This window comes from Streptomyces sp. NPDC025638 (assembly GCF_055558775.1).
Genome location: NZ_JBVHLX010000018.1, coordinates 62,918 through 86,378, shown reverse-complemented (window position 1 = coordinate 86,378; position 23,461 = coordinate 62,918). Strand labels below are relative to the sequence as shown.

23 protein-coding genes and 5 pseudogenes are annotated in these 23,461 nt (G+C 72.0%); 17 read left to right on the top strand and 11 right to left on the bottom strand.

All coding sequences use genetic code 11. The features are described 5' to 3' along the window. Window position 1 precedes the first annotated feature (1 nt). The 4 genes from ACZ4EG_RS37040 to ACZ4EG_RS37025 are packed head-to-tail and all read right to left on the bottom strand — an operon-like array spanning window position 2 to window position 3,084. Entirely contained in the window at window positions 2–1,027 is a 1,026-nt protein-coding gene (locus ACZ4EG_RS37040) for a SpoIIE family protein phosphatase (RefSeq protein ID WP_467793716.1), read from the bottom strand. 31 nt (window positions 1,028–1,058) lie between these two features. Beyond that, entirely contained in the window at window positions 1,059–1,487 is a 429-nt protein-coding gene (locus tag ACZ4EG_RS37035; protein ID WP_453560957.1) for an ATP-binding protein, read from the bottom strand. Further along, complete coding sequence (locus ACZ4EG_RS37030; RefSeq protein WP_453560955.1) at window positions 1,484–1,870, bottom strand: STAS domain-containing protein; 387 nt, start codon at window positions 1,868–1,870, stop codon at window positions 1,484–1,486. Before ACZ4EG_RS37030 ends, ACZ4EG_RS37035 begins: the two co-directional genes overlap by 4 nt. Next, window positions 1,867–3,084 carry a PAS domain S-box protein gene (locus ACZ4EG_RS37025; RefSeq protein ID WP_467793715.1) on the bottom strand — a complete coding sequence of 406 codons (1,218 nt, stop codon included), beginning with the start codon at window positions 3,082–3,084 and terminating at the stop codon, window positions 1,867–1,869. Before ACZ4EG_RS37025 ends, ACZ4EG_RS37030 begins: the two co-directional genes overlap by 4 nt. 299 nt (window positions 3,085–3,383) lie before the next feature. Here ACZ4EG_RS37025 and ACZ4EG_RS37020 point away from each other — a divergent pair. Beyond that, window positions 3,384–3,941 (top strand): annotated as a pseudogene (locus ACZ4EG_RS37020) (transposase family protein); the annotation flags it as partial. On the opposite strand, the pseudogene ACZ4EG_RS37015 reads toward ACZ4EG_RS37020, so the two are convergent. Both ACZ4EG_RS37015 and ACZ4EG_RS37010 read right to left on the bottom strand, forming a co-directional pair. After that, window positions 3,898–4,173, bottom strand: a pseudogene (locus ACZ4EG_RS37015) (DUF1918 domain-containing protein); the annotation flags it as partial. The pseudogenes ACZ4EG_RS37020 and ACZ4EG_RS37015 sit on opposite strands and share 44 nt — an antisense overlap. Before the next feature lie 139 nt (window positions 4,174–4,312). Beyond that, window positions 4,313–4,882 (bottom strand): Rv1733c family protein, encoded by a 570-nt coding sequence (locus tag ACZ4EG_RS37010; RefSeq protein ID WP_467793714.1) that lies wholly within the window; start codon window positions 4,880–4,882, stop codon window positions 4,313–4,315. A gap of 323 nt (window positions 4,883–5,205) precedes the next feature. On the opposite strand from ACZ4EG_RS37010, the gene ACZ4EG_RS37005 reads away from it, so the two are divergent. Continuing rightward, a complete protein-coding gene (locus ACZ4EG_RS37005) occupies window positions 5,206–6,207 on the top strand; it encodes an Acg family FMN-binding oxidoreductase (protein WP_467793713.1) in 1,002 nt (333 codons plus the stop codon). Between the two features lie 18 nt (window positions 6,208–6,225). Here ACZ4EG_RS37005 and ACZ4EG_RS37000 read toward each other — a convergent pair whose 3' ends face one another. Further along, window positions 6,226–6,615, bottom strand: a complete 390-nt coding sequence (locus ACZ4EG_RS37000; RefSeq protein WP_467793712.1) for an STAS domain-containing protein — start codon at window positions 6,613–6,615, stop codon at window positions 6,226–6,228. 226 nt (window positions 6,616–6,841) lie between these two features. Here ACZ4EG_RS37000 and ACZ4EG_RS36995 point away from each other — a divergent pair, with 226 nt between their 5' ends. From ACZ4EG_RS36995 to ACZ4EG_RS36980, 4 genes and pseudogenes are all read left to right on the top strand, one after another. After that, window positions 6,842–7,672, top strand: a complete 831-nt coding sequence (locus tag ACZ4EG_RS36995; protein ID WP_467793711.1) for a universal stress protein — start codon at window positions 6,842–6,844, stop codon at window positions 7,670–7,672. Between the two features lie 155 nt (window positions 7,673–7,827). Beyond that, the gene (locus ACZ4EG_RS36990) at window positions 7,828–8,448 is read left to right on the top strand and encodes a hypothetical protein (protein ID WP_467793710.1); all 621 of its coding nucleotides are present in this window, start codon (window positions 7,828–7,830) and stop codon (window positions 8,446–8,448) included. A 299-nt stretch (window positions 8,449–8,747) separates the two neighbouring features. After that, window positions 8,748–9,257 (top strand): pyridoxamine 5'-phosphate oxidase family protein, encoded by a 510-nt coding sequence (locus ACZ4EG_RS36985; protein ID WP_467793709.1) that lies wholly within the window; start codon window positions 8,748–8,750, stop codon window positions 9,255–9,257. 114 nt (window positions 9,258–9,371) lie between these two features. Then, a pseudogene (locus tag ACZ4EG_RS36980) lies at window positions 9,372–9,617 on the top strand (pyridoxamine 5'-phosphate oxidase family protein); the annotation flags it as partial. Window positions 9,618–9,838: 221 nt separating this feature from the next. Here ACZ4EG_RS36980 and ACZ4EG_RS36975 read toward each other — a convergent pair. Continuing rightward, window positions 9,839–10,729, bottom strand: coding sequence for a universal stress protein (locus tag ACZ4EG_RS36975; protein ID WP_467793708.1), 891 nt, complete (start codon window positions 10,727–10,729; stop codon window positions 9,839–9,841). Between the two features lie 318 nt (window positions 10,730–11,047). On the opposite strand from ACZ4EG_RS36975, the gene ACZ4EG_RS36970 reads away from it, so the two are divergent. From ACZ4EG_RS36970 to ACZ4EG_RS36955, 4 genes are all read left to right on the top strand, one after another. Further along, complete coding sequence (locus tag ACZ4EG_RS36970) at window positions 11,048–11,275, top strand: hypothetical protein (RefSeq protein ID WP_467793707.1); 228 nt, start codon at window positions 11,048–11,050, stop codon at window positions 11,273–11,275. Between the two features lie 178 nt (window positions 11,276–11,453). Next, entirely contained in the window at window positions 11,454–11,942 is a 489-nt protein-coding gene (locus ACZ4EG_RS36965; RefSeq protein ID WP_467793706.1) for an MBL fold metallo-hydrolase, read from the top strand. A 137-nt stretch (window positions 11,943–12,079) separates the two neighbouring features. Continuing rightward, window positions 12,080–12,961 carry a universal stress protein gene (locus tag ACZ4EG_RS36960; protein WP_467793705.1) on the top strand — a complete coding sequence of 294 codons (882 nt, stop codon included), beginning with the start codon at window positions 12,080–12,082 and terminating at the stop codon, window positions 12,959–12,961. Window positions 12,962–12,963: 2 nt separating this feature from the next. Then, window positions 12,964–15,708: a cation-translocating P-type ATPase gene (locus tag ACZ4EG_RS36955; protein WP_467793704.1), complete on the top strand. Its 2,745-nt coding sequence runs from the start codon at window positions 12,964–12,966 to the stop codon at window positions 15,706–15,708. A 145-nt stretch (window positions 15,709–15,853) separates the two neighbouring features. On the opposite strand, the gene ACZ4EG_RS36950 is transcribed toward ACZ4EG_RS36955, so the two are convergent. The 3 genes from ACZ4EG_RS36950 to ACZ4EG_RS36940 form a co-directional block, all read right to left on the bottom strand. Continuing rightward, window positions 15,854–16,114 carry a DUF1876 domain-containing protein gene (locus ACZ4EG_RS36950; RefSeq protein WP_467793703.1) on the bottom strand — a complete coding sequence of 87 codons (261 nt, stop codon included), beginning with the start codon at window positions 16,112–16,114 and terminating at the stop codon, window positions 15,854–15,856. A gap of 289 nt (window positions 16,115–16,403) precedes the next feature. After that, the gene (locus ACZ4EG_RS36945; protein WP_453560922.1) at window positions 16,404–16,871 is read right to left on the bottom strand and encodes a hypothetical protein; all 468 of its coding nucleotides are present in this window, start codon (window positions 16,869–16,871) and stop codon (window positions 16,404–16,406) included. Window positions 16,872–17,045: 174 nt separating this feature from the next. After that, complete coding sequence (locus ACZ4EG_RS36940; protein WP_467793702.1) at window positions 17,046–17,234, bottom strand: hypothetical protein; 189 nt, start codon at window positions 17,232–17,234, stop codon at window positions 17,046–17,048. Window positions 17,235–17,354: 120 nt separating this feature from the next. On the opposite strand from ACZ4EG_RS36940, the pseudogene ACZ4EG_RS36935 reads away from it, so the two are divergent. From ACZ4EG_RS36935 to ACZ4EG_RS36905, 7 genes and pseudogenes are all read left to right on the top strand, one after another. Then, window positions 17,355–17,573: pseudogene (locus ACZ4EG_RS36935) on the top strand (hypothetical protein); the annotation flags it as partial. Window positions 17,574–17,794: 221 nt separating this feature from the next. After that, complete coding sequence (locus ACZ4EG_RS36930; protein ID WP_467793701.1) at window positions 17,795–20,485, top strand: bifunctional acetate--CoA ligase family protein/GNAT family N-acetyltransferase; 2,691 nt, start codon at window positions 17,795–17,797, stop codon at window positions 20,483–20,485. Between the two features lie 13 nt (window positions 20,486–20,498). Next, window positions 20,499–21,230, top strand: a complete 732-nt coding sequence (locus ACZ4EG_RS36925; protein ID WP_453560917.1) for a CBS domain-containing protein — start codon at window positions 20,499–20,501, stop codon at window positions 21,228–21,230. A gap of 21 nt (window positions 21,231–21,251) precedes the next feature. Continuing rightward, entirely contained in the window at window positions 21,252–21,761 is a 510-nt protein-coding gene (locus ACZ4EG_RS36920; protein ID WP_467793700.1) for a flavodoxin domain-containing protein, read from the top strand. 263 nt (window positions 21,762–22,024) lie between these two features. After that, window positions 22,025–22,159 carry a hypothetical protein gene (locus tag ACZ4EG_RS36915; protein ID WP_467793699.1) on the top strand — a complete coding sequence of 45 codons (135 nt, stop codon included), beginning with the start codon at window positions 22,025–22,027 and terminating at the stop codon, window positions 22,157–22,159. 358 nt (window positions 22,160–22,517) lie between these two features. Continuing rightward, a complete protein-coding gene (locus ACZ4EG_RS36910; protein ID WP_467793698.1) occupies window positions 22,518–23,015 on the top strand; it encodes a hypothetical protein in 498 nt (165 codons plus the stop codon). Beyond that, window positions 22,936–23,418: pseudogene (locus ACZ4EG_RS36905) on the top strand (Rv1733c family protein); the annotation flags it as partial. The gene ACZ4EG_RS36910 and the pseudogene ACZ4EG_RS36905, both read left to right, overlap by 80 nt. Window positions 23,419–23,461: the final 43 nt, after the last annotated feature.

Here is a 23,461-nt window from a genome sequence, read left to right as displayed (position 1 = left end):
ATCATGTCATGTGGGTGACTTGGCGGACCACGAGCACGGTGGCGTCGTCGGTGGGCCGTCCGTACTCGCGGTGGAGCACGGCGGCGATCACCGCTGGATGGTGGTTCAGCAGGCGTGGGTGGTCGTCCACGCCCCAGCCTGACCGGATGCCGTCGGAGACCAGGATGAGGATCGATCCTGGCTCCCACGGGCAGTGCTGCGGACGGACGGTGGGGAAGGGGAGATGGGTGCCCAGGGTGCCGGGGCGGTCCAGCAGATGGACCGACCGGGCGCCGGTGATGACCCGTCCGGTGATGTTCCCGACGGCCGCGTAGGTGCACTCGCCGCGCCCGGGGTCGATCAGACACGCGCCGAGGACCCCGCCGCGGGTGCCGCGCATCGCCTCGTGGGTGAGACGGACGAGCCGGTCCAGGTCCGTGACGGGGGCCTGCGCGAACGTGGTGATCGCGGCGCGGGCCGCGGTGGCGGCCGCCGGGCCGTGGCCGAGGCCGTCGACGACCAGGGCGGCCGTCGGGCGCCCAGGCGCGACGGCCCAGGCGTCCCCGGACTCACCGTCGCCGCCGAGGGGGACGTTGATCCCGCCGAAGCGCCACCCCGCGTCACCGGCCGGAGCGGGGGCGCCGAGCCGGGCGTAGACGACCGTCCCGCGGCGAGTGGTGTACCAGTCGAACTCGGCGGCGTTGCGCCTGACCACGTTCAGCCCCGCCTTGAGCCCGCCCCCGCCGGGTCGGGGAGGGGCGACGGGAGGAGCCGTCCCGGCCAGTGGGGCGAGCGCGCCGACGGTGATGCCAGGGCCGCGGTCGACGGAGATCAGCTCGATCCCGTCCCCGGCCTTGCGGGCCAGCACGTATCCGCCCGGGTGGGCGTGGCGGAGCAGGTTGGTGCCCAGTTCGGTGGCGACCAGTTCGGCCACCCCTTCGCGCAGTGCCTGCTGTCCGGCGGACATTCTGGCCACGGCCCGGCGCAGGGCGCCGACGTCCTCCTCGGCACCGATCGCATGGCGGCGGTGTGCGTGCTCGCTCAGCACCGCCGCATCCTCGTCACCTGGGTGCGCACACTCAGCGCTGCCATTTCACGATCACCACCGTCGTGCCCGAACCGGCTGCGGACGTGAGGGTCATGTCGTCCACCAGCCGTCGCGCGCCCGGCAGGCCCAGGCCGAGACTGCCCCGGGTGCTGAAGCCGTCGGTCAGGGCCGCCTCGATGTCGTCGATGCCGGGGCCGTCGTCGGCGAACGTGGCCCGCACGCCCCGCCGGCCCTGCCGGTAGACCTGTTCGATGCTGATCCGACCTCGGCGGCCGGTGGCGTAGTTGAGGATGTTGCGGGCCAGTTCACTGCCGGCCGTGATCAGTTTCGTCGCGTCCACCAGATTGAGCCCGACCGCCTCCGCCTCGGTGCGCAGTACCTTCCGGACGCGGATCAGGTCGGCCTCGTCGGCGATGGTGAAGACGTCCAGTTCCCTGCCCGTCACGGCATCAGCGGTCACGGACGGCCCCCACCGGCATCGGACCGCCGCAGCCGCTCCAGCAGAGCCAGGCCCTGCTCGGCGTTGAGCGCGGTGTCCAGATGTCCCATCGGCACGCCGAGTTCCACCAGGGTGATGGCCACCGCGGGCTGGATCCCCACGATCGCCGCCTGCGCTCCCAGCAGCCGGACCATGGCCACGATCCGGGCCAGTACCCGGGCGATGAAGGAGTCGACGACGCTCAGCCGGCTGACGTCGATCAGCATGCCGGAAGCCGAGGTGCGGGCGATCTCCCGGGTGAGCTGTTCCTCGATCTGTATGACCGTGGTGTCGTCGAGGTCGCCCTGCAGCGCCACGAGCAGTGTGTCGCCGATCTTCATGACCGGAACGACGTCCTCGCTCATCGCGACTCCCCGAGCGACAGGGCCCGGGCGGCCGTCGCCGCGGTCCCGGCCCGCTCGGCGAGGACCGCCAGGGCCAGTTGCAACGCGTCCTGCAGCGTGTTGCGGGAGCGCAGGTGTCCCATGTCGATGCCCAGATGCACCATGGACTGAGCGGTCTCCGGCCGTACTCCGCTCATGATGCTCACCGTGCCCATCAGGGCCGCCGCCTGCACCGTCTTCAGCAGATGCTGGGCGACCTGGGTGTCGATGGTGGGCACCCCGCTGATGTCCAGGATGGCCACTTCCGCCTGGCTCTGTGCGATCTTCTCCAGCAGCCCCTCGGTCAGCCGGGTGGCCCGCAGCGTGTCCAGCGTGCCGATGATCGGCAGCGCGAGCACCTTGTCCCACACCTGGATCACCGGCGTGGACAGTTCCAGGATCTCGTCGCGCTGGCGCTGGAGGCGCTGTTCGGTCTCCCGGCGCTCGGTGACGTCCCGGATCGCTGCGGCCACCAGCGTCCCCTCGGCCGTCTCCAGGGGGCTCAGGCTGATCTCGACGGGGAACTCGGAGCCGTCGCGGTGCATCCCGGACAGCTCCAGTCCCGCGCCCATCGGCCGCAGTTGCGGATGGGCGAGGAAGCCGGAGCGATGGGCGACGTGCCGGTCCCGGAGCCGCGGCGGCACCAGGACCTCGATCTCCCGGCCGACCAACTCGGCACGTTCGAAGCCGAACAGCGTCTCCGCCTGCCGGTTGACCAGCACGATCCGCGCGTCCGGCCCCACGATCACCATGGCGTCCGGAGCCGACTCGAGCAGACCGTGGAACAACGACTCGGCCCGCGCGCTCTCCGTGGCGTCCCGGAAGACCTTGATGAACCCGGTCACCGCCCCGTCTTCGCCGTGCAACGGCGTCAGCGTGACCTCGGCCAGGAAACGTTCACCGTCCTTGCGGATCCGCCAGCCCTGGAACTCCCGCCGCCCGTTGCGGGCGGACTCCAACTCCCGCTCCGCCAGGCCGGCGCCGCGGTCCTCTTCGAGGAGCAGCACCGAGACCGACCGGCCGACGACCTCACTCTTCGTGTAACCGGTCAGTGCCTCGGCGGCGCGGCTCCAGAGGACCACGTCGCCGCCCGGCCCGAGCTTGACGATCGCCCGGTCGGTGATCGCGTCCAGCATTGCCTCGAGATCCTGCAGGCTGGCCTGCGGATCCTGGCCGCCTCCTGATGGTGTCGTCATGCGCGGTCCCGCCCTTCGCGTCGTCCATCCCCAAGCCGGTCCCCTCGCCTGGCGGCGCCCCTGATCCCGGCGCGGCCGATGCTACAGCTCCCCATGGCAACTGATCAGGGCGGACGGCGGCTCGGTCCGGCACAGGCCGGCAGCCGTGACGGCCTTCGGCGCAAGCTTGAGCCTGGGGGCGTAGAGGCGACCGGTCGCTTCTGCGAATCGGTGCCGGGGATCTCGCACGTGCAGATCAGCGTCCGGGTCGGGCCGTCAGCTGCCGGGTGTCGCGGTGAGCGGCGGTGAAGCTGGTGCCGCTGCGGCACGTGCGCCAGCACTACCGGTACCTGTTCCCGTTCATCCCGCAGGACTCGGGCTGCAACAAGCGGCTTCGGGCGGCGCTGCCGCAGATCAAGCGGGTGATCCGGGTGCTGGCGAAGGACACGGACTTCTGGCACGACACCGTGTGGATCACCGACTCGACACCGGTGCCGTGCGGCATGTCCCGTCCCAGCGTCAAGCGGTCGCAGGTGGCGGGCTGGGCGAACTACGGTTACTGCGCGTCGCATTCACGGTTCTTCTGGGGGCTGCGGCTGTATTTGGTGTGTACGCCGGCCGGGATGCCGGTCCTGTGGGCACTGGCCGATCCGAAGATCGGCGAGCGGGAGGTGCTGGCTGCGATGCCCGAGGTCGACGCGGCTCCAATCCGCGAACGGCCTGGGCTCCTGCTGATCAGCGACAAGGGGTTCGCCGCCAAGCCGTTCGAGTGGTCATTTTCCGAACAGGGCGTCACACTGCTGCGACCGTCGCGCAAGAAGGAGGTCCTGCGGACCGGCGAGCCGATGCTGAAGAAGGCGCTCTGTCTGGCGGCGTCCCGCCGGACCCGACACCAGCCTGCTCACGCGCTCTCCCGGGCCGGGGTTCGATGTGACGGATGTGTGCGTCGGGTCCGGGGAACACGAGCGTCACCTCGTCCGTGTCCGACCAGCGCACGTCGTAGGGAGGGGTTCCGTCCTCGTGGTGCAGTCCCACGATCTCGCCGTTGCGCCTGGTCCCGCCGGTGGCCGGGCTTTCGACAACGAGTTGACAGCCGAGTTGAGCTCGCATGATCGCCACCGCTTCCTCGGAATGGTGCTGTACCCAACGTGCCACGCGCGGCGTGTCACCGCATGGGAAGGGAAGCTCGCATCCTGGGGGACGGACCGTTCGGTCCGTCTCCCGACGGCCCCCGACGGGGGACGCGCCGTCAGCTCGTCTTGTGCCCCCACTTCGGACCGACCAGATCCCACTCACTGCCCCACTGGGCGATGCGCCGCCGGTCCAGCCACCAGCGCGCGGCACCGCCGGCGCCGAAGGTCAGGCCGGTCACGGCGAGTGCCGACGCGGCTCCCAGGAACCCCGCTTCGACGGCTGCATCCGTGCCGCTGGGCGGCCGGTTGGTGAGGTTCCCCTGCGTGTTCGTCCAGAGCACGAGCGTGGATCCGGCCTTCTGCCCGCCGTCCACCAGGGTTGTGCCGGTGTGCGTGGAGCCGTCCGCGAGGGTCCAGCGGACTTTCACGAGGGCCCGGGAGCTCTTCGATGCGGCGCGTGAGGCGTCCGTGAGAAGTACCGCCCGCACGGGGGTGCGCTCGGCGCGTTGCTGCGCGAAGACATCATCGGCGGCCCGGGCGGTGACCAGACCGGCGAGCGTGCCGCCCACCGCGATGAGCGCCGAGACGGCCAGCACGAGCCATGCTTCGAGAACGTCGTCCCGTCGGCGCAGCGGGTTGGCCCGCCACCGCCACAGCCACTTCTTCCCTCGCCTGCCTGCGCGCATCGGTACGCACCTCCTCGTCGTCACTTTCAGGACCGTGGCAGCCGGGAGCTCTCGGTGGCATGGGCCGGACAGGGGGAGTGGTGGGGCCGACCGGGGCCAAGTCCGACACGACGATGGGTCGTTCAGCCCCACGGCCCGCAGGCAGCTGCGGACGCTCCCGAGTCCGACAGAACCCTCAACGCCCGCCCATTGCCTCGTCGGCCGACCGTGGCCTGACCGGCCATGCCGTGAGGGACCATCGGCCCCTCACGGCATGGCCGCCGTGCACCGACCCTCGAAGGACAACAGCACCTGTTCCGAAACCCGTGCGGGAGGAGGGCACCATGCGATCCGCGCCTCTCGACGCCGAGACCCTGGAAACCTGCATCGCGGCGGCCGTGGCCGCACCCTCGTTCTTCAACACCCAGCCGTGGCGCTTCAGGCTCGATCCCGACACCGTCGCCTTCGAGGTACGCGCGGCTCCCGAGCGAAGCCTGCACCACGCCGACCCCGCCGGCCGCGCCGTCCACCTCTCGGTGGGCGCCTCCGTCTTCAACCTCCGCGTGGCGGTGTCCCACTTCGGCTGGTCACCCGTCGTACGCCTGCTGCCGCGCCCCGAAGATCCCGGACTGCTCGCCGTCGTCCGGCCGACGGCATCCCGGCGCCGGCACACCACGGAGCACCGCGCCGACCTCTACCCGGCGATCTGGCGCCGGCACAGCAGCCGCTTCCCGTTCACGGGCAAGCCGCTGCCGCCGCAGGCACGCGCCGAACTCGCCGAGGCGGCCCACGCGGCAGGCGCCTCACTGACCTTCCCCGAGGCCACCGAGACGGCACGTCTGCTGCGCGTGACCGCGGAGGCCGAGCATCGCAACCGCCTCGACGCCGACCGCGGCCCGGAGAGCCGCCGCTGGGTGCACAGGGAGCCGGACGACACGGCCGACGCCGGCCTCCCGCGGACGGCACTCGGCCCGCAGGACGCGCGCGAACGCCTCCCCATGCGGAACTTCACCGCCGAGCGGCACCTCGAGCGGCTGCCGGCCCGGGACTTCGAGACCGTCCCGGTCATCGCCCTGCTCAGGACCGGACACGACCGCCGTACCGACTGGCTGCGTGCCGGAGAGGCGCTTGAACACGTCCTGCTGGTCGCCACCGTCCTCGGGCTGCGGGCGTCCCTGCTGCACCAGCCGATGGAATGGAGCGACCTGCGGTGCTCCCTGAGCCCGGATCCCGAGCACACCGGGCACGCGCAGATGCTGATCCGCCTGGGCTACGGCTCGGAGGGCCCCGCCACTCCGCGGCGCGCCCCGCACATGGTGTTCGGCACGGAAGTGCCGAACCGCTGACCCGCTCAGCGGCTTCGGTCAGCACGTGACGGAGGCGATGTCCTCGTCAGCAGCCGCGGCGAGCGTGGCCGACAGGTCGGGGTGGATCTCGAAGACGCCGGCCAGCCGGGCGCCGCGCAGGATGCGCAGGAAGCAGCTGCTGTCGGTGACCAGCCGCAGCCGGCCGTGCCGGGCCAGCGTCCGGTTCCTCGTCCGGCACAGCAGACGAAGTCCACTGCAGTCGATGAAGGACACGGGATGCAGGTCCAGCACCAGGTCGGGACACGGCCCGGCGGACAGGGCGTCGAGGCGTTCCGCAAGGGACGGCGCCGTGAGGATGTCGATCTCGCCGTGCACTTCCACCACGGTCGTGCCGCCGACGAATCGTTCCGTGTGGCAAGGCGCCGGCCTGGTGTGGTTCTCGGCCATGTACAGAGGAAAGCCGCATGTCAGGTTCGAGGGAAGGGCCGGTCGGCCCCAGGGGACCGGAAAGGGGGGGGGGACAAGGGCCGCTCTCCGGCCGGGGCGGGACTGATGACCCCACTGCGTGGCCGGCCGACCGCCGGACGATGGATCCATCACCCGCACAGGGTGAAAGACGGGCGTCCGTGGGCCGCTTCGTCCGCGCATGTCAGGCACAGAAGGGAACAGGAACATGACTTCCCAGCGCGTGGTCGCCGGATGGGACGGCTCGCTGATCGCCGTACGCGCGCTCGACTGGGCGGCCGGAGAAGCGGTACGCCGCGGCGTAGCCCTGCGCATCGTCTACGCCGCCCCCGAACGGGACGAGGCGGCGCCGATACTCGCCTCGGCCGTCTCACGGATACGCGAGTGCCACTCCGACCTGCCGGTCGAGACCGTGTCGGCCGAGGGCGGCGCGGCAGCGGCGCTGGTGCGGGAGAGCGACGGAGCAGCGGTCACCGTCGTGGGCAGCCGCGGCCTCGGCGGGTTGACCGGAGTGCTGTTCGGCTCGGTGAGCCTGCGCCTGGCCGCGCACCTCCGCAGTCCGCTGCTGGTCGTACGCGGCGACCATCGGTGTGACGAGGGCCGCGAGGTGGTGCTGGGACTGGGGAGCGACGCCGACGCGGACGCGGCGGCCTATGCCTTCCAGGAGGCGGAGCGGCGTGGTGCCCGGCTGCGCGTCGTGCACTCCTGGTCCCACCGGCACGTCGCGCCCGAACTGCCGTCGCTGGTGCCCGCAACGAGTCCCGGACAGCGGGAACTTGTCCTGCGTGACGCCTCCGAGGCGGCGGTACCCCGGTTCACCATGGCCGAGTTGAGGGAGCAACACCCCGAAGTGGACGTCGAGACGTCCACAATTCGTACCCGGCCGGCACATGCGCTGCTGGAGGCCACCCGCGAGTCCGGCGTAGTCGTCATCGGCGCCCACCGCCGCCCCGGCCGGCTCGGCCCGCGCCTGGGTCCGGTCGCCCACACCTTGCTGCACCGATCGCACTGCCCCGTGGTCCTCGTGCCGACCGGCTGACCCGGAGGGACCTGAACAGGCCTGCACGGGAGGGACGTTCGACCCTGCTGTGCAGGCCTCGCAGCCCCCGCGAGGCCGGTTGACGGAGCGAGATATTGAGAGAGCAACGAGCCATCCATAACCTCGCGCGTCACCCCTCGAAAGGGATGAACATCATGGCAGTTCACGAACAGCCTCACCGGCACGTGCGGTTCCACCTGCCGTCCGTGCGCAAGGCCGGGGCGGCTGAGCGGCCCGTCGACGAGACCCTCACCCTGACGGCGACCAGCGCACACGTCCTCGCCGGGTTGCGCGTCCTGACCGGGTTCGTCTTCCTGTGGGCCTTCCTCGACAAGACCTTCGGCTTCGGCTACGCCACCCCGTCCGGCAAGGGCTGGATCGACGGCGGCTCGCCGACCAAGGGTTTCCTCGGCTCGGTCGCCGCCGGACCGATGGAGTCCACCTTCCATGACTGGGCCGGGGCCGGCTGGGCGGACTGGCTGTTCATGCTCGGCCTGCTCGGCATCGGTCTCGCCCTGATCGCGGGCATCGGCCTGCGGATCGCCGCCGTGTCCGGCACCGCGATGATGGCGCTGATGTGGATCGCCGAGTGGCCGCCCGCGAAGCACCTGTCCGACGGGTCGCTGAGCATGTCGACCAACCCGTTCGCCGACTACCACGTCGTCTACGCCGTCGTCCTGATCGCCCTCGCGGCCGCAGGCGCCGGCGCCACCTGGGGCCTGGGCAAGTCCTGGGCGCGACTGCCCTTCATCAGCCGCAACCGCTGGCTCCTCTGACCGCAGCGTCCCGACCGGGGCACCGCCGCAGCGATGCGGCGGTGCCCCGGTTTTCCTCCGGTGCCGCAGCCGCGCCGAGTCCCGGCACCCGCCCGGTCCCGTCCGGTTGTGCTCCGGGGGCCGACCGGCCCAAACGCACCCGGTATGCGCCGGACAAGCTGGATGAGGTGCAATCCGGGCGCCGTGGCGGTGACCGGTCTGACGAGGGGGGAGTGACGGGCCATGAGGGAACAGGCACCGGCCCAGGCAGTGGGGGACCTCCGCTCGGCGATCTCGGGCGCCGTCTCGTCGCACGCCGCATGGAACTCGGCCTGAGCCGCAGAGAGTCGGCCACCCGAGCCGGCATTGCGCCGGGCTACCTCCAGTGCCTCGAGGAGCGCCCTGGTGCCGCACCGGGCCGAGGCGTCCTCCTCAGACTGGCCGCAGCCCTCGGGACCACCGTGCGGGACCTCACCGGCGGCGACACCGATCTGCCACACGGCCTGGGGCAGCCTGCCCGCAGCCCCGGCTTCGGTGAGCTGAGCCTCCCGGAGCAGCGCGCCCTGCTCCACACCCACGGGGTGGGACGGCATCGCGGTGCCCACCGCCTCAGGGCCCGTGGTCGTACCCGTCAACCCGACCGCATCGACGACGCGTTCAGCCGGGGCTGGAGCGTGCTGGTGCGGGGGCACGCTCGGACCGTGACGGACCCCGACGACATACGCCGACTCGCCGATCGGGCCCGCAGTGCGCCCTGGGCCGGCGGGCGCCGTGACCAGTGGGTACGCATCGATCCCCTCGTCATCACCGGGCGCCGTATCACGGTGTGACCCGGGACGTTCTCCGGCTCGGCCGGGACCGATGGCCCCTCAGGGCAGGCCCCCGCCCGGCGGAGGGTGGAGGCACCGCTCCAAGCTGCAATCAGGGGAGAGACGGGCTGGTCCATGTATGCCAATGACGGTTTACGCGAACTCGAACGGCAGGAGTGCCTCCCTCTGCCGGCGAAGGTGCCGGTGGGCCGCATCGTGCACACTCGTCACGCGCTGTCGGCGGTGCTGCCCGTCAACTTCTGTGTCGGCACCGACGGCGCTGTGGTGCTGCGCACCTCGGCGGCCTCGGAGGTGGTCCGCGCGGTCGACGGCGTGGTGGTCGCGATCGAGGCCGACGAGGTCGACGCGGTCGCCCACTCCAACCAATGAACGCGCCACCGACAACGACTCCGCGGTCGTGACGGCGCCCTGGCCGCCACGACCGTGGATGCGTACCTGGAACACGGCGCCCTCCTTTCAGAGTGGCCTCCGTGCCTTCGTAACGCCGAGCGGGGTCGGCAGAGCAGGGGCCGAACGTCCCGGTGGAGGGAGAGGGGACCCCGGTCCGTCCTATCGGCGGCGGACGGACCGGGAGGCAGGAGTCACTCGTGCGGGACGATAGCCACGGGGCAGTGGACGTGGTGCATCACCGCGTGTGCGACCGGACCGGTGTGCGTGCCGAGCGTGGCCGGCCGGATCCTGCGGCCGACGACCAGCAGGCCGGCGTCCTGCGAGGCGTCCAGCAACAGCTGCGCCGGACGTCCGTTCTCCACCAGCTCCTGGATCTTCACCGTCGGGTACTTCTCCCGCCATGGTCGAAGCATCGCGTCCAGCGCCCGCTCGGCGGCCTGCCTCGCCACCGTGCTCATCCTGGCCACCGCCGCGCTCTGGGCGTACGGCACCTGCCACGTGTGCACCACCCGCAGCGGCGCGGAGCGCAGTGCCGCGCTCTTCAGGGCGAACGCCAGCAGTTCCTCGCACGGTTGCGCGGTATCCACACCAACTACGACATCGCGGTACGGGGTGCGCGCCGAGGGACGGCCCTCCTCGTCAAGCACATGGTCGTCCTCGGCGGCCCGGTCGGCCCGTACAAGCACGACCGGCCGGGACACGTGGGCCACGGTCGCGAGCGCCACCGAACCGGCCATGAAGCCGCCGAGCCCGCTGAAGGCCCGGCTGCCCAGCACCAGCAACTCGCCCTCGGCACCCGCCGTCACGAGGGCGTCGGCGGCAGGCCGGGCGATCTGCTCGGCGCTGAGATAGACCTGCGGGTGACGCTCGTTCAGCTGGTCCATGGCTTCGCGCAGGATCCGCCGCGCCCAGTACCGCGGCGCTTCCAGCTCGGGCAGCGACGACGCGTCGGGCGACAGGCCCTCCCATGCGTGCACCAGGCGCAGCGGCAGGCCGCGCCGAAATGCCTCCCCGGCCGCCCATTCGGCGGCGGCGAGACTCTCACGTGAACCGTCCAGGCCTACGACAACGGGGCGAAGCACGGCCGACACCTCCCCGGATCGATGTCCGCACGCCTTCCGGCGGACCTCTGCACCACCAGCATCCGGGCGAAGGAACCCGCCCGGGCAGGGGCTGCGTGGCCTCGGCAGCGGGTCGAACGGCCCCTTGTGCCTGATCAGGCCGTTTCCGGCGGACGAGCCCACCGGAACCGGAATTGGGCCACTCGGCCCGTGCCGCCGACGCGTCCGCGCCCGAGTCTGAAGGTGTCGCGAGATGAGCCTGCTCACGCCCGTCCGAGCCACCGAGGCTGCATCTTCCGCCTCGAACTGAGCACGGCGGCTCTGTGGCGGGCGGGCGCGATGCGTCTGCACGGTCTGGGGGAAGCCGTCAACCTGGCCCTGGCGCTTGGGCGGCTGCCCGGACACCTGGTGGCGTATGGCGTCGACGGTGCGGACGCCTCTCTCGGCCACGGGCTGTCCGAGCCCGTCGCCGCGACGGTCGGACACCTGGCCGAATGCGTCGAGTCGGACATCGTCCGCCACCGGGTCGCAGCGGCCCGCGACGCGGCCGACGGGGCCTGGGCATGAGCGGCGGGAAGGACTCCACCCGCTTCTCGCGGATCCTGATTGCGCGGTGCACGGCCGCCAGCCGTTTCCCCGCGTCTTTCCGGGTCCTTCCCGTCACCTCCAGGACACCACGTGCACCTTGAGCAGACCAGGGCCGAACGGCCCCGACCGCACCGCAAGTTTCGATGAGGAGACCGTCATGACCGTGACCGAACTGCGCCCGGCGCAACCCGCGCAAGCGCACGTCAGGCCCGCACTGCTCAGCTTCCTCGGCGGCGTGGGGACGGTCACCGGCAGCAGGTTCCTCGTCGAGAGCGACCACGCCCGCGTCCTCGTGGAATGCGGGCTCTTCCAGGGCCTGGCCGATCTGCGCAGGCTCAAGTGGCGCGGCCCGCCCTGCGACGCCGCGGACATCGGGGCGGTGGTGGTCACCCACGCCCACCTGGACCACTGCGGATACCTGCCGCGGCTGGTGCGGCACGGCTTTCGAGGACCGATCGTCACAACGGAGTTCAGCGCACACCTGATCGAGATCGTCCTCCGGGACAAGGGACGCGGCGTCACGCGAATGCACCCGCTCCCTTTCTTCCAGCTTCGTGGACGGACCACCCGTGCGGGGAGGGCCGGACGGTGCGCGGATGCGGCCCGTCCGGCCCTGTGGCCGAGAGGGCGGCCGGAAGGAGGCTGAAGCGAAGAAGCGAAGCGAGGGCCGCCCGGCCGATGCGACCGGGGCCGATGCCCGGCATGCGCCGCTGCCGTCGCCTCGTGCCGTATCGAGGTCGGCTGGGTGCCGCCGAAACGGCGGACCCGGAGGGGAGAACCGTGATGAGCGGCCCGGTTGTCGTGGGAGTGGACGGCTCGCCGTCGAGCCTGGCCGCCGTGGAGGCGGCGGCGCAGGAGGCCACGCTGCGTGGCGTCGGACTGCGCCTGGTGCATGCCTTCGGGTGGCCGTCGGTCCATCTGCCGCCTGGAGGGCCCCCGGGGAATCCGGGCGCGACCGGACTCCGCGAACTGGTGGACGGCACGCTCACGGAGGCCGAACGGCGCGCGCGCAGGGCCGCACCGCACGTGGAGGTCGTGTCCGACGTCGTGCCCGGCGAGCCGGTCATGGTGCTGGAGATCGAGTCGCGCACCGCGTCCCTGCTCGTGGTCGGCAGCCGCGGCCTGAACAGGTTCGGCAGCCTGCTGCTCGGCTCCACCGCCGCACATCTGGCCGCCCACGGCCGGTGTCCGCTGCTGGTGGTGCGCGGCAGGCCCGACCCGTCCGGCCCCGTGCTGCTCGCGGTCGACGGCTCACCGGCGGCCCGGCCGGCCGTCGAGTTCGCCTTCGCCGAGGCCTCACTGCGCGGCACGGACCTGGTGCCGCAACACGTGTGGAACACGCACACCGAGCGGGTCTACGACGGACCCGCCGACCCGCCCTTCGTCACGTACGACGAGGACCGGCTGCGGGACGAGGAGGACCGTCTGCTGGCCGAGGCGCTGTCCGGTCTGCAGGAGAAGTATCCGGATGTCGCAGTGCACCGCCGACTGGTCAGGGGCAACATCCGTGGCTCCCTCGTCGAGGCGAGCGCCGAGGCGCAACTTGCCGTGGTCGGCGCGCGGGGCCGGGAAGGCTTCACAGGTCTGCTGCTCGGCTCGGTCAGCCAGGCGGTTCTGCACCACGCCCACTGCCCTGTCGTCGTGATCCGCTCCGGGAAGGAGTGACCGTGGACGGACGGTCGATCGCAGAGGTCGTACGGTCGGTGTCCCCGACCGAACCGCTCGTCGTGCCGGACGCCCACCGGCTGGAGCCCGCCCAGGTGGCGGCCCGCCTCGGCGTCGATCCGCACAAGGGACTGAGCGCACGGGAGGCCGCAGAGCGAGCCGAGGCCCAAGGGCCGAACCGGCTCGCCGAGCCGGCCCGGCGTCCTGAGTGGCTGAAGTTACTGGACCAGTTCCGCAACTGGCTCATCGGCATGCTCCTGATCGCCGCTGTGGTCGCGGGAGCCATCGGCGACATCAAGGATGCCGTCGTGATCACCGTCGTCCTGCAGATCAACGCCGTCCTCGGCTACCTCCAGGAACGGCGCGCGGAACGCAGCCTGGAGGCGCTGCGCCGGATGCTGGTGCCCACCGCGCGAGTCCGTCGCGACGGCGGGGAACAGGTCGTCGAGGCAGCGGACCTCGTCCCCGGGGACGTCGTCCTACTGGAGGCCGGCGAGCGAGTGCCCGCCGACGGCCGTCTGACGGTCGCAGAGTCTGTGGAGGTGGCCGAGGCGGCGCTGACCGGCGAGTCCCAGCCCGTCGCCAAGAACGCGGAGGCCGTCGACCCCACCGGGGCTGCGCCGGTGCCGATCGCCGACCGCACCTGCGCGCTGTTCATGAACACCGCGCTGACCCGGGGCCGCGCCGAGATGATCGTCACCGCCACCGGCATGCGCACCGAACTCGGAGCGATCGCGGAGGCGTTGCGCACGGGCGCGGAACCGCCGAGCCCGCTGCAGCTCCAGCTGGACAGCCTGGGGCGGCGGCTCGCGCTGGTGAGCGGCGTCGCGGTCGCCGTATACGCCCTGAGTGCGCTGGTGCGCGGCGAGGCACTGTCGGACATCGCGATGCGCGCCGTGGCCCTGGCCGTCGCCGCGATCCCCGAAGGCCTGCCCGCCGTGCTGACCCTGACGCTTGCCCTCGGCGTGTACCGCATGGCCCGCCGCGGTGCCATCGTCAAACGGCTCGCCTCGGTGGAGTCACTGGGCTCGGCGACCGTCGTGTGCAGCGACAAGACCGGCACACTGACCCTCAACGAGATGACCGTCCGGGCCCTGTGGACCGCCGGGAGGCTCTACGACGTCACGGGCGAGGGATACGGAACGGCGGGCGCCGTCCGCCTCGCCGGCACCTCCGGCGCCGCCGACGGTCTGCTCGAGGCGGTGCTTCCGTTCGCTGTGTGCAACGACGCGCACCTGACCGATGACGGCTTCGTCGGCGATCCGACGGAGGCCGCGCTCGTGGTCCTCGCGGCGAAGGCCGGAATGGACCCCGACGGGCTGCGGGCCGAAGTGCCGCGTGCGGGCGAACTGCCCTTCGACGCGGCCACCAAGTACATGGCCACCTTCCGCACCGAACCGGACGGACGGACCCGAGTCGACGTCAAGGGCGCCGTGGACGTCCTGCTGGACTTGTGCAGCGATGTCCTCACCAAGGAAGGCACTCGCCCCCTGGACGAGCCGTGCAGGAGTGAAATCCTCTCCGTGACCTCGCAGTTGGGTGGCGCCGGGCTGCGCGTCCTGGGCGCGGCCACCGCCCTGACGGACGACGCGCCGCCCACCTCCGCGGCGGACGGCCGGGCCGCCCTGCATGGGCTGACGCTCGTCTCCATCGCCGGCATCGCCGACCCGCCCCGCCCGCAGGCACGGGACGCGATGGAGCTGTGCCGCACGGCAGGCGTCGCCGTCAAGATGATCACCGGTGACCACGCCGACACCGCGACGGCCGTCGCCCGCGAGCTGGGCATCGACGGCGACGTGGTGACCGGGGCCGAACTGGACGCGATGACGAAGGACCAACTCGCCGCTCGCATCGACGACATCGGCGTGTTCGCCCGCGTCGCTCCGGATCACAAGGTCCTTATCGTGCGGGCGCTGGCGAGCCGGGGCCACATCGTCGCCATGACCGGTGACGGCGTCAACGACGCCGCCGCGCTACGGGCCGCCCACATCGGCGTCGCCATGGGCGTCACCGGCACGGACGTGGCCAAGGAAGCCGCCGACATGGTCCTCACCGACGACGACTTCTCCACCATCGTGCGGGCCGTCCGCGAAGGGCGCGCCATCTACGACAACATGGTCAAGTTCGTCCGCTTCCAGCTGGCCACCAACATCGGGGCCATCCTCGCCCTGTTGGGGGCCTCCCTGGCCGGACTACCCGCTCCGCTGACCGCGGCCCAACTGCTGTGGGTCAACATCATCATGGACGGACCGCCCGCGATGGCCCTGGCCGTCGACCCCGCCCGCGACGACGTCATGCGCCACCCGCCGCGGGACCCGGGGGAGCGGATCCTGGACGCCCGCAGGCTGTTCGCCATCAGCCGGGCCGGCGCGGTGATGGCCCTCGGCACCGTGGTCCTGCTCGCCCTGGCCCGACCGGTCTACGGCACGGACACCGCGCTGACCATGGCGTTCACCGCGTTCGTCCTGTTCCAGCTGTTCAACTCGCTGTGCGCCCGTGCGGACGACGGCCCGCTGCTCGGCCGCCACCAGCTCCGCAACCGGACCCTGTGGCTGTGCCTGGCCGGAGTTCTCGCTGTGCAGGTCGCCGCCGTCCAACTGCCCTGGGCCCGCACGGTCTTCGGCACCGTACCGCTGGACGCCACCCAGTGGGCCCTGTGCCTTGGTACCGCGTCCACCGTGCTCCTGGCCGAACTGGCCGTGCGCGCCGCTCAGTCGGCGCTGCACGGATCGCGCAGGGCGAGCTGACCGAGGTCCGGGACGGCTTCCCGCGAACTGCCGTGCTGTCGGGGTTTACACCCCGCAACCGCACGTCAGGGATTGGCCGGGGTCGGTTGGGCACCCGGCAGCCCCTGTGCAGCGGCTTGCCGAGGCGCGACGCGCCCGCAGGCCGTCACGCTTCGGCAGGACCTGTCAACCGGACGATGTCGTCGGAGGCGACGTCGTGGAGCCGGATGGCGAGGTCCTCCAGCGCGCGGCTGGCGGCGAGCTCGTCACCGATCTCCGGAATGGAGCGGTCGACGGGGTTCCGTCGGGCCACACCCCGGCCGGTGACGGTCGACGTGTCCCGGGTGGTCAGTACAGCCCGTGCGTGAGTGTCGTCACCGTCCTCGGTGATGTAGATCTGTACGGTCCACTGCTTGGCTTCCATCATGATCACTCCCGAGCGGAAGGCGTAGGGCACGAGGTACCGGACGGACCGACTTGTGCGCCCACTTTCAGCGTGCGCGCATGTCCCAGGCCGGGCCAGGGGCGAAGGGCCCGCCCGGGAGGTGGCGATCACGGAGCGGAAGCAGGTGGCCAGGCGCCCTCGTTCTGCGCGGCAGCCGGAGCCGCCCGATCTGCGGACGCCTTCGGGGCGCCCCCTTCCCTACTGAGTGCTCGGCACGGGCGCGACACCGCGTTCCGGCGGCCCCGTCGCGCACCGTTGCACGCCACCGCGGCTACCGATCCGCCCGGATGCCGGAGATACGTCGCGTCTCGAGGTCGGACTGGATCATGAGGTGGGTGTGGTGGGACTGGTTCCCGGCGTCCTCCCAGGTGAGGGTGACCCGGCTCCAGCAATGCCCCGTGCCGCTGTCGTTGTAGTCGACCTGCCAGGCGGTCGGAATGCCCGCGACGCGCAGCACCCCGTCCCGGTGGTGGATCGCCTCCCAGCGGGCCAGGCTGCGGCGCAGCTCGGGCGTGAGGTAATGGCGGCGCAGGACGTCGACGAGCTGCCCACGGCCGCGGTCGGTCAGTGCGTCGACGTACGCGCCGTAGAAGTCGGCGACGTGGTCGACGGCGGACAGCGGGTTGCCCTCACGCGTGGTCGTGTCGGCCGCGAGGATGGCCGCGGCCGGTGTGTGCGGCCGGGGAGGTGGCACCGTGGCGCCCGGCGTGATGTGGCGGAAGGTGGGGGACGTGGCCATGTCGCTCTCCTGTTTCCCGATCAATGCGAGTTTTCCTCACTTCCAGTGCACCGCAGGCAGAAGGCGGTCGGGAGGGCCAAGCGGTGTGCTTCCAGGGACTGTTCGGCCTTGCGGGGCGGGCACTCCGAGGGGGCGGAGGGGAGACGCCGTCGAGGCCACACCGCCGGGTCGCGGTCATGCCGACCGGCGCGGTGGCGTGCCGTCCGCCGGAAGGGCGAGGTGGGCGGTGAACCAGTCCCGCGCCAGCCCGGCGACGGTTGCCAGGGCGCCGGGTTCCTCGAAGAGATGGGCCGCGCCGGGGACAACGGCGATCCGGTGCTCACAACGCAACTGGCCGGCGGCGAGCCGGTTGAGACTGAGCACCCGGGTGTCGCGGCTGCCGACGCTCAGCAGGGGGATACGTACTTGTGCCAGGGCCGCGGGACCCGCCAGATCGGGACGGCCGCCGCGGGGAGACGATCGCGTGGATGCCGGCGCCGGGGGCGGCGCACCGTCGATCACTACCTGCGCCGCACCGGCCACGGCTCCACACTCAGCGGCCTCGTCCACGGCTGGGTCCTGGCCCGGGCCCGGCGCGCGGGGGCGTGGGAGTTCTGCCAGGAGGCCCTCCAGGGCGACATCGCCGACGTCCAGGGCGGTACCACCGGCGAGGGCATCTGCCTCGGCGCCACGGCCGGCACCCTCGACCTCGTCCACATCGGTGACTGCCGCGACGGGCCGTCGGTCGTCCGAGGGGTCGCCGTGGTTGGTCGCGCCCACGCGGCGAAGTCGCATATCGACAGAGCCCCGAGCCCCTTCGGGGGCGCTGCCGTCCCGGCCTCGAGGGCCGATCGGCCCACCGGCAGCGCCCGGACAGCCCCTGTGGCCGCCGTCCGTTCCGTTGGACGCTCGAAGTGCCAGGTGACCCGGAGGGGAGATCTGCGATGACGCACGAAGCGCTCAGTCGCCCCATGGTTCACGCCCTGCTCGCGGACGGAACCACTGTGTGCATCCGTCCGGTGCACCCGGGCGACCACGACCAGTTGCAGGGGCTCTACGAGGAGATGTCCCCGGAGAACCTCAGGCTGCGGTTCTTCGCGGCCGGCCGCCGTTCCGCCGAAATGGCGGCCGACCGCGCCTGCGCCGCGCCCCGCCCCGGACACCGGACGCTGCTGGCCGAGACGAAGGGCCAGGCGATCGGGCTCGCCGAGTACGACACCGGCGGCACCGGCACCGAGGCCGACATCTCCCTCGCGGTCGCCGACGGGCTGCACCACCGAGGCGTGGGCACCCTCCTCGTCGAACACCTCGTCTCCGCGGCCCGCGCGGAGGGCGTCACGGCCTTCACCGCCGACGCGCTCAGTGAGAACCGCGAGGTGCTCCGGCTCTTCGCCGACCTCGGCCTGCGCACCGCCCGGCGCTTCGAGGGCCGCGAGGTGCGCTGCACCATCGAGCTCGACGACAGCGACAGCTACCTCTCCGCCGTGGAGGAACGCGGGCGGGCCGCCGACGTGGCCAGCCTCGAACCGCTGCTGCGGCCGAAGGCGGTCACCGTCGTAGGCGCCGGGCGCAGGCCGGGTTCGGTGGGCCGGGCGATCCTGCACCACTTGCACTCCGGCGGTTTCACCCGGCGTCTGTTCGCCGTGAACCCGGCCGCGACCTCCATCCTCGGCGTGCCGTCCTATCCGTCGGTCGCCGCCCTGCCGGTGACACCCGACCTGGCGGTTCTCGCGGTACCCGCCGCCGCGGTCCCGGAGACCGCCGAGGAGTGCGGCAAGGCGGGCGTACGCGCCCTCCTCGTCGTGACAGCTGGTCTCGACGCCGACCAGGCCGCGGCGCTCATGGTGACCTGCCGCATGTACGGCATGCGGCTCGTCGGCCCCAACTGCCTCGGCATCTCCAACACGGACCCGGCTTTGCGCCTCGACGCCACCTTCGCCGCCGGCCATCCGCGCCCCGGCACCGCGGGCGTCGCCGTACAGTCCGGAGGCGTGGGCATCGCCCTGCTCGACGGGCTGTCCCGGCTCAGCATCGGCGTCTCCTCGTTCGTGTCCCTGGGCGGCAAGTACGACGTGAGCGGCAACGACATGCTGCAGTGGTGGGAGAGCGACCACCGCACCGACCTCGCGCTGCTGCACCTGGAGTCCTTCGGCAACCCGCGGGCGTTCTCCCGCACCGCCCGGCGGGTGACCCGCCGCATACCGGTGCTGACCGTCGACGCGGGCCGCACCGTCGCGGGCCGGCGCGCCGCCGCCTCGCACACCGCGGCCGCCGCAACCCGCACCAGGACCCGTGGTGCACTGTTCTCGCAGGCTGGCATCACGGCCACCCGCTCGGTCGGTGAACTCCTGGAAGCCGCCGCCCTGTTGCACTCGCAGCCGCTGCCCGCCGGCGCCCGCGTCACGATCGTCACCAATGCGGGCGGCGCGGGGGTACTCGCGGCGGATGCCTGTGCCGAGGCCGGGCTGGTCCTGCCGGCGCCCACCCCGGAACTGATCGACGACCTGCTCGCCGTGCTGCCCGACGGGGCCGCCGTCGGCAACCCCGTCGACGCGACCGCCGCCGTCACGGAGGAACAACTCACCGACTGTGTGGACCGGATCATGCGGCACAGCGGTGTCGACGCGGTGCTGGTCGCCCTCGTTCCCACGGCGGTCGCCGAGGCGACCGGCGACGACCTCGTCCGAGCCCTCACCCGCGCCCGTGCCCGGCGGACCAAGCCGATAGCGGCGGTACGACTCGAACAGGCGCTGCCTGTCGAACTGTTGCCCGCCGACGGCGGCACGGTTCCCTCGTACGCCGAACCTCAGGCGGCCGCGCGGGCACTGGCTCACGCCGTCCAGCGCGCAGACTGGCTGGCCCGGCCCGCCGGAACCGTCCCGGCGCTCGACGACGTCGACACGGCGCGTGCCCACGCCGTCGTCGAGGCCTATCTCGAGGCGCACCCGGACGGAGGCTGGCTTGACCCGCGCACCTGTGCCGAACTCCTCGGCTGCTACGGCATTCCGCAGTCCCCGTGGGCGTGGGCGGCGACCGAGGACGACGCAGTCCTCGCCGCCGACCGGCTGCGCGGCGCCGACGGCCGGGTGGTCATGAAGGGGTACTGGCCGGGGCTGCTGCACAAGACCGCCGAGCACGCCGTCCACCTCGACCTGCGCGGCGACTCCCAGATCCGGGCCGCCTTCCGGGACCTGGAGACCCGGTTCGCCGGCCTGCTGACGGGTGTGGTGCTGCAGCCGCTCGCCGACCGGGGCACCGAACTGTTCGCGGGCGTTGTCCAGGACGAGGTGTTCGGGCCGCTGGTTCTGTTCGGTCTCGGCGGCACCGCAACCGAGGTGCTCGCCGACCACGCCGCCCGGCTCGCCCCGCTCACCGACCACGACGTGCACGACCTGATCACGGCCCCGCGCTGTGCCCCGCTGCTCTTCGGCGCGAACGGCGCGCGCCCGGTCGACCTCGAAGCCCTGGAACAGCTGCTGCTGCGGCTGTCCCGGATGGCGAGCGATCTGCCACAGCTGGCCGAGGCCGACTTCAACCCCGTTCTCGCGACACCGGGCGGAGTCAATGTGCTCGATGCGCGCGTGCGCCTGCTGCCCCGCAGGCACCAGGACCCGCATCTGCGGCGACTCCGCTGAGGAGGCAAGAGACATGAAGCACAACAAGGTCGGCTCCGTGATGACCACTGAGGTCGTCCGCGCCACGTACGGCACGCCGTTCAAGGAGGTGGCCCGACTGCTCGGCGAACACCGCATCAGCGGACTGCCGGTGGTCGACGAGGACGACAAGGTCATCGGAGTTATCTCCGAGACGGATCTCATGATCCGGCAGGCCGAGACGCCGGAGCCGTACGAGCCGAAGAAGCACCACCGCCTTGCCTCGCTCACCCACGAGGGCAGGACACGGGCCGCGAAGACCCGGGCGCGCACCGCCGGCCAGCTGATGACCGAACCGCCCGTCACGGTGCATGCCGACAACAGCATCGTCGAGGCCGCCCGGACCATGGCCCAGCACCGCGTGGAGCGGCTGCCCGTCGTGGACGAGGAGCACCGGCTCGTCGGCATCGTCACCCGCCGCGACCTGCTGCAGGTCTTCCTGCGGCCCGACGAGGAGATCCGCAGGGAGACCGTCGAAGAGGTGCTGGTGCGCGCACTGTGGCTGGCGCCTCGCAGTATCGACATCTCCGTGGTGGAGGGGGTGGTCACGCTGTCCGGACACCTGGAACGCAAGAGTCAGACGGAGATCGCGGTCTCCATGACCCGTCAGACCGACGGGGTCGTCGCGGTCGTCGACAAGCTCACGTACCGGCTGGACGACTCCCATCTGCGGCCTGACGAACCGGCACTCCACGGTGTCGCCGACGACTGGCTGCGCAAGCTGTGAGGTGAGAGGAGGCGAACCGTCATGCCGAGCAGCGTGCTGGTCGCCTATGGGACGACGAACGGATCGACCGCGCAGATCGCCGAGGCCGTGGCCGAGGTTCTGCGCAAGGAAGGGTTCACGGCCGACGTGCTGTCGGCCGGATCCGTCGCCGACGTGACGCGCTATGACGCCTTCGTGGTCGGCGGCGGACTGTACGCCGGACGCTGGCACAAGGACGCCCGCCGGTTCGTGCGCCGCAACCGCCGCGCACTGGCCGAGCGTCCGCTGTGGTTCTTCAGCAGCGGCCCGCTCGACCCCTCGGCGTCCGAGCGGGACATAGCGCCCGTGCCCGGCGTGCGCCGTGCCATGACCCGGCTCGACGCCAGAGGACATGTCACCTTCGGAGGCTGCCTGGAAGAGGGAGCCAAGGGCCGAATCGCCCGGATGATCCTGCGCAACGGAAAGGGCGGCGACTTCCGGAACTTCCCCGAGATCGAGGCATGGGCGGCAACTGTCGCCCGCGAACTGGTGGAGGAACGGCAGAGCAGCTGAACGCACGGCAGAAGGGAGGCCCACGGGCCCGGTACGGACGACCCCGGCGCGGTTCACGCGCCGGGGTTCTCGCGTGTCGCGAAAAGGTGCCCCGAGTGCCCGTGCCCGACGTCGCCACCAGCATGCCGTCGGCTCAGGAACCGACGTGGAGCAAGGTCGAAAGAGGGCCGCTCAGGCCGGGTGGGGGGACGGACGGCCCGTGTGCCGTGGGCCGACGGGCGCGGACGTGGGGAGTGGACGGTTCACGAAGGGCGGGATCCATCATGTCGATCACGTACGAGAAGCCCGGCCGCGCAGCACTCCACCTGGACCGCGTCGCCTCCCTCGCGCCCTCGCCGCACAACAGCCGGCCCTGGTTCTTCGCCGAGTCGGGCCACGACCACGGCTTCGAGGTGTAGGCGGACGGCGAGCGACCGATGATCCTGACCGACCCGGGCAGCAGGGAGACCGTGATCGCCTGCGGGACTGCGCTGTTCAACGTGCGGATCGCCGTACGGCGCCTCGGCTTCCGGCCCGCCGTCGACCTCCTGCCGGACCCCGGTGACCCCTCCTGCCTGGCCCATGTGGGCTTCGCCGCCCACGCCCCGGGCACCCCGGACGAGGCACTGATGGCACGCGTGATCGCCCGCAGGCACACCCACCGGGGACCGTTCGGACCCGAACCGGTGCCTCAGACACTCCTCGACGAACTGCGCGAGCACGCCCGGGCCGAGGGAGCCAATCCTTCGGGTCGTCGACGAACCGGAACAGCTCGAATTGCTCGCCGAGCTGGTGCGCACGGCAGAGGACGTGCACCGCGCCGATCCCGGGCACGCCGTCGAAATCGCGCGCTGCGTCGGCCCGTACGGGGTGCCCGTCGAGGCGTGCCGCGGACGCCCGGACGTCACCCTGCTCGCCTGCCGCGACCACCTGGGCCTCGCCGACCGATATGACGTCCCCTCCCGCCGCCGCGGCGCCGGGCAGGGCACCGTCGCCGTGCTGTCCACCCCTTGCGACGGCCGCGCGGACCGGCTGCGGTCCGGCCAGGCGCTGCAGCGTGTGCTGCTGTACGCGGCGGCCCACGACGTCACGGCGGCCTTTCACGCGCAGCCCCTCGAACTGCCTGCACTGCGCGCTCAGTTGCAGGCGAAGATCGCCGTCGGCCGCTACCCCCGGATGGTCCTGCGCCTCGGCCGTGCGACGCAGCAGTGGAACACACCGCGGCATCCACCGGCGCAGGTGCTCGTCCACAACGACGTGCGGGCTCGGTCGTGACGATGAGCCGGACCAGAGCGGAAAGGCCGTCGGGGTGCGGTGTTGGCGCCTTCGGCACAACCCCCTCGAGCCCCGCAGCTACGTGGTGGAGGCCTGGCTGCTGCTGGCAACCTGGACTCTCGCCGTGGTGGCGGCGGTCGCCGTCGGCGTGCCAACCGCCCGTGCCGTCGAACGCGGCCTCGACGACCTGCGGGCACAGCGGCACGTCGTATCGGCCGTGCTCACCGAGGACGCGGAGCGGACCACCGCCGCGGCTGACGGTACGGACGGTGGACGGGCGTGGGCCACCGTGCGCTGGACCAGGACGGACGGCACGACCCGGACGGGTATGACCCGGGTCGACGCCGCGAGCAGGGCCGGCGACGCCCCCTCGGTGTGGCTGGACGCGAAGGGCCGTCTCGTGCCCGACCCCGAACCCCGGCCAGGCGGAGCTCCAGGGCGCCGTG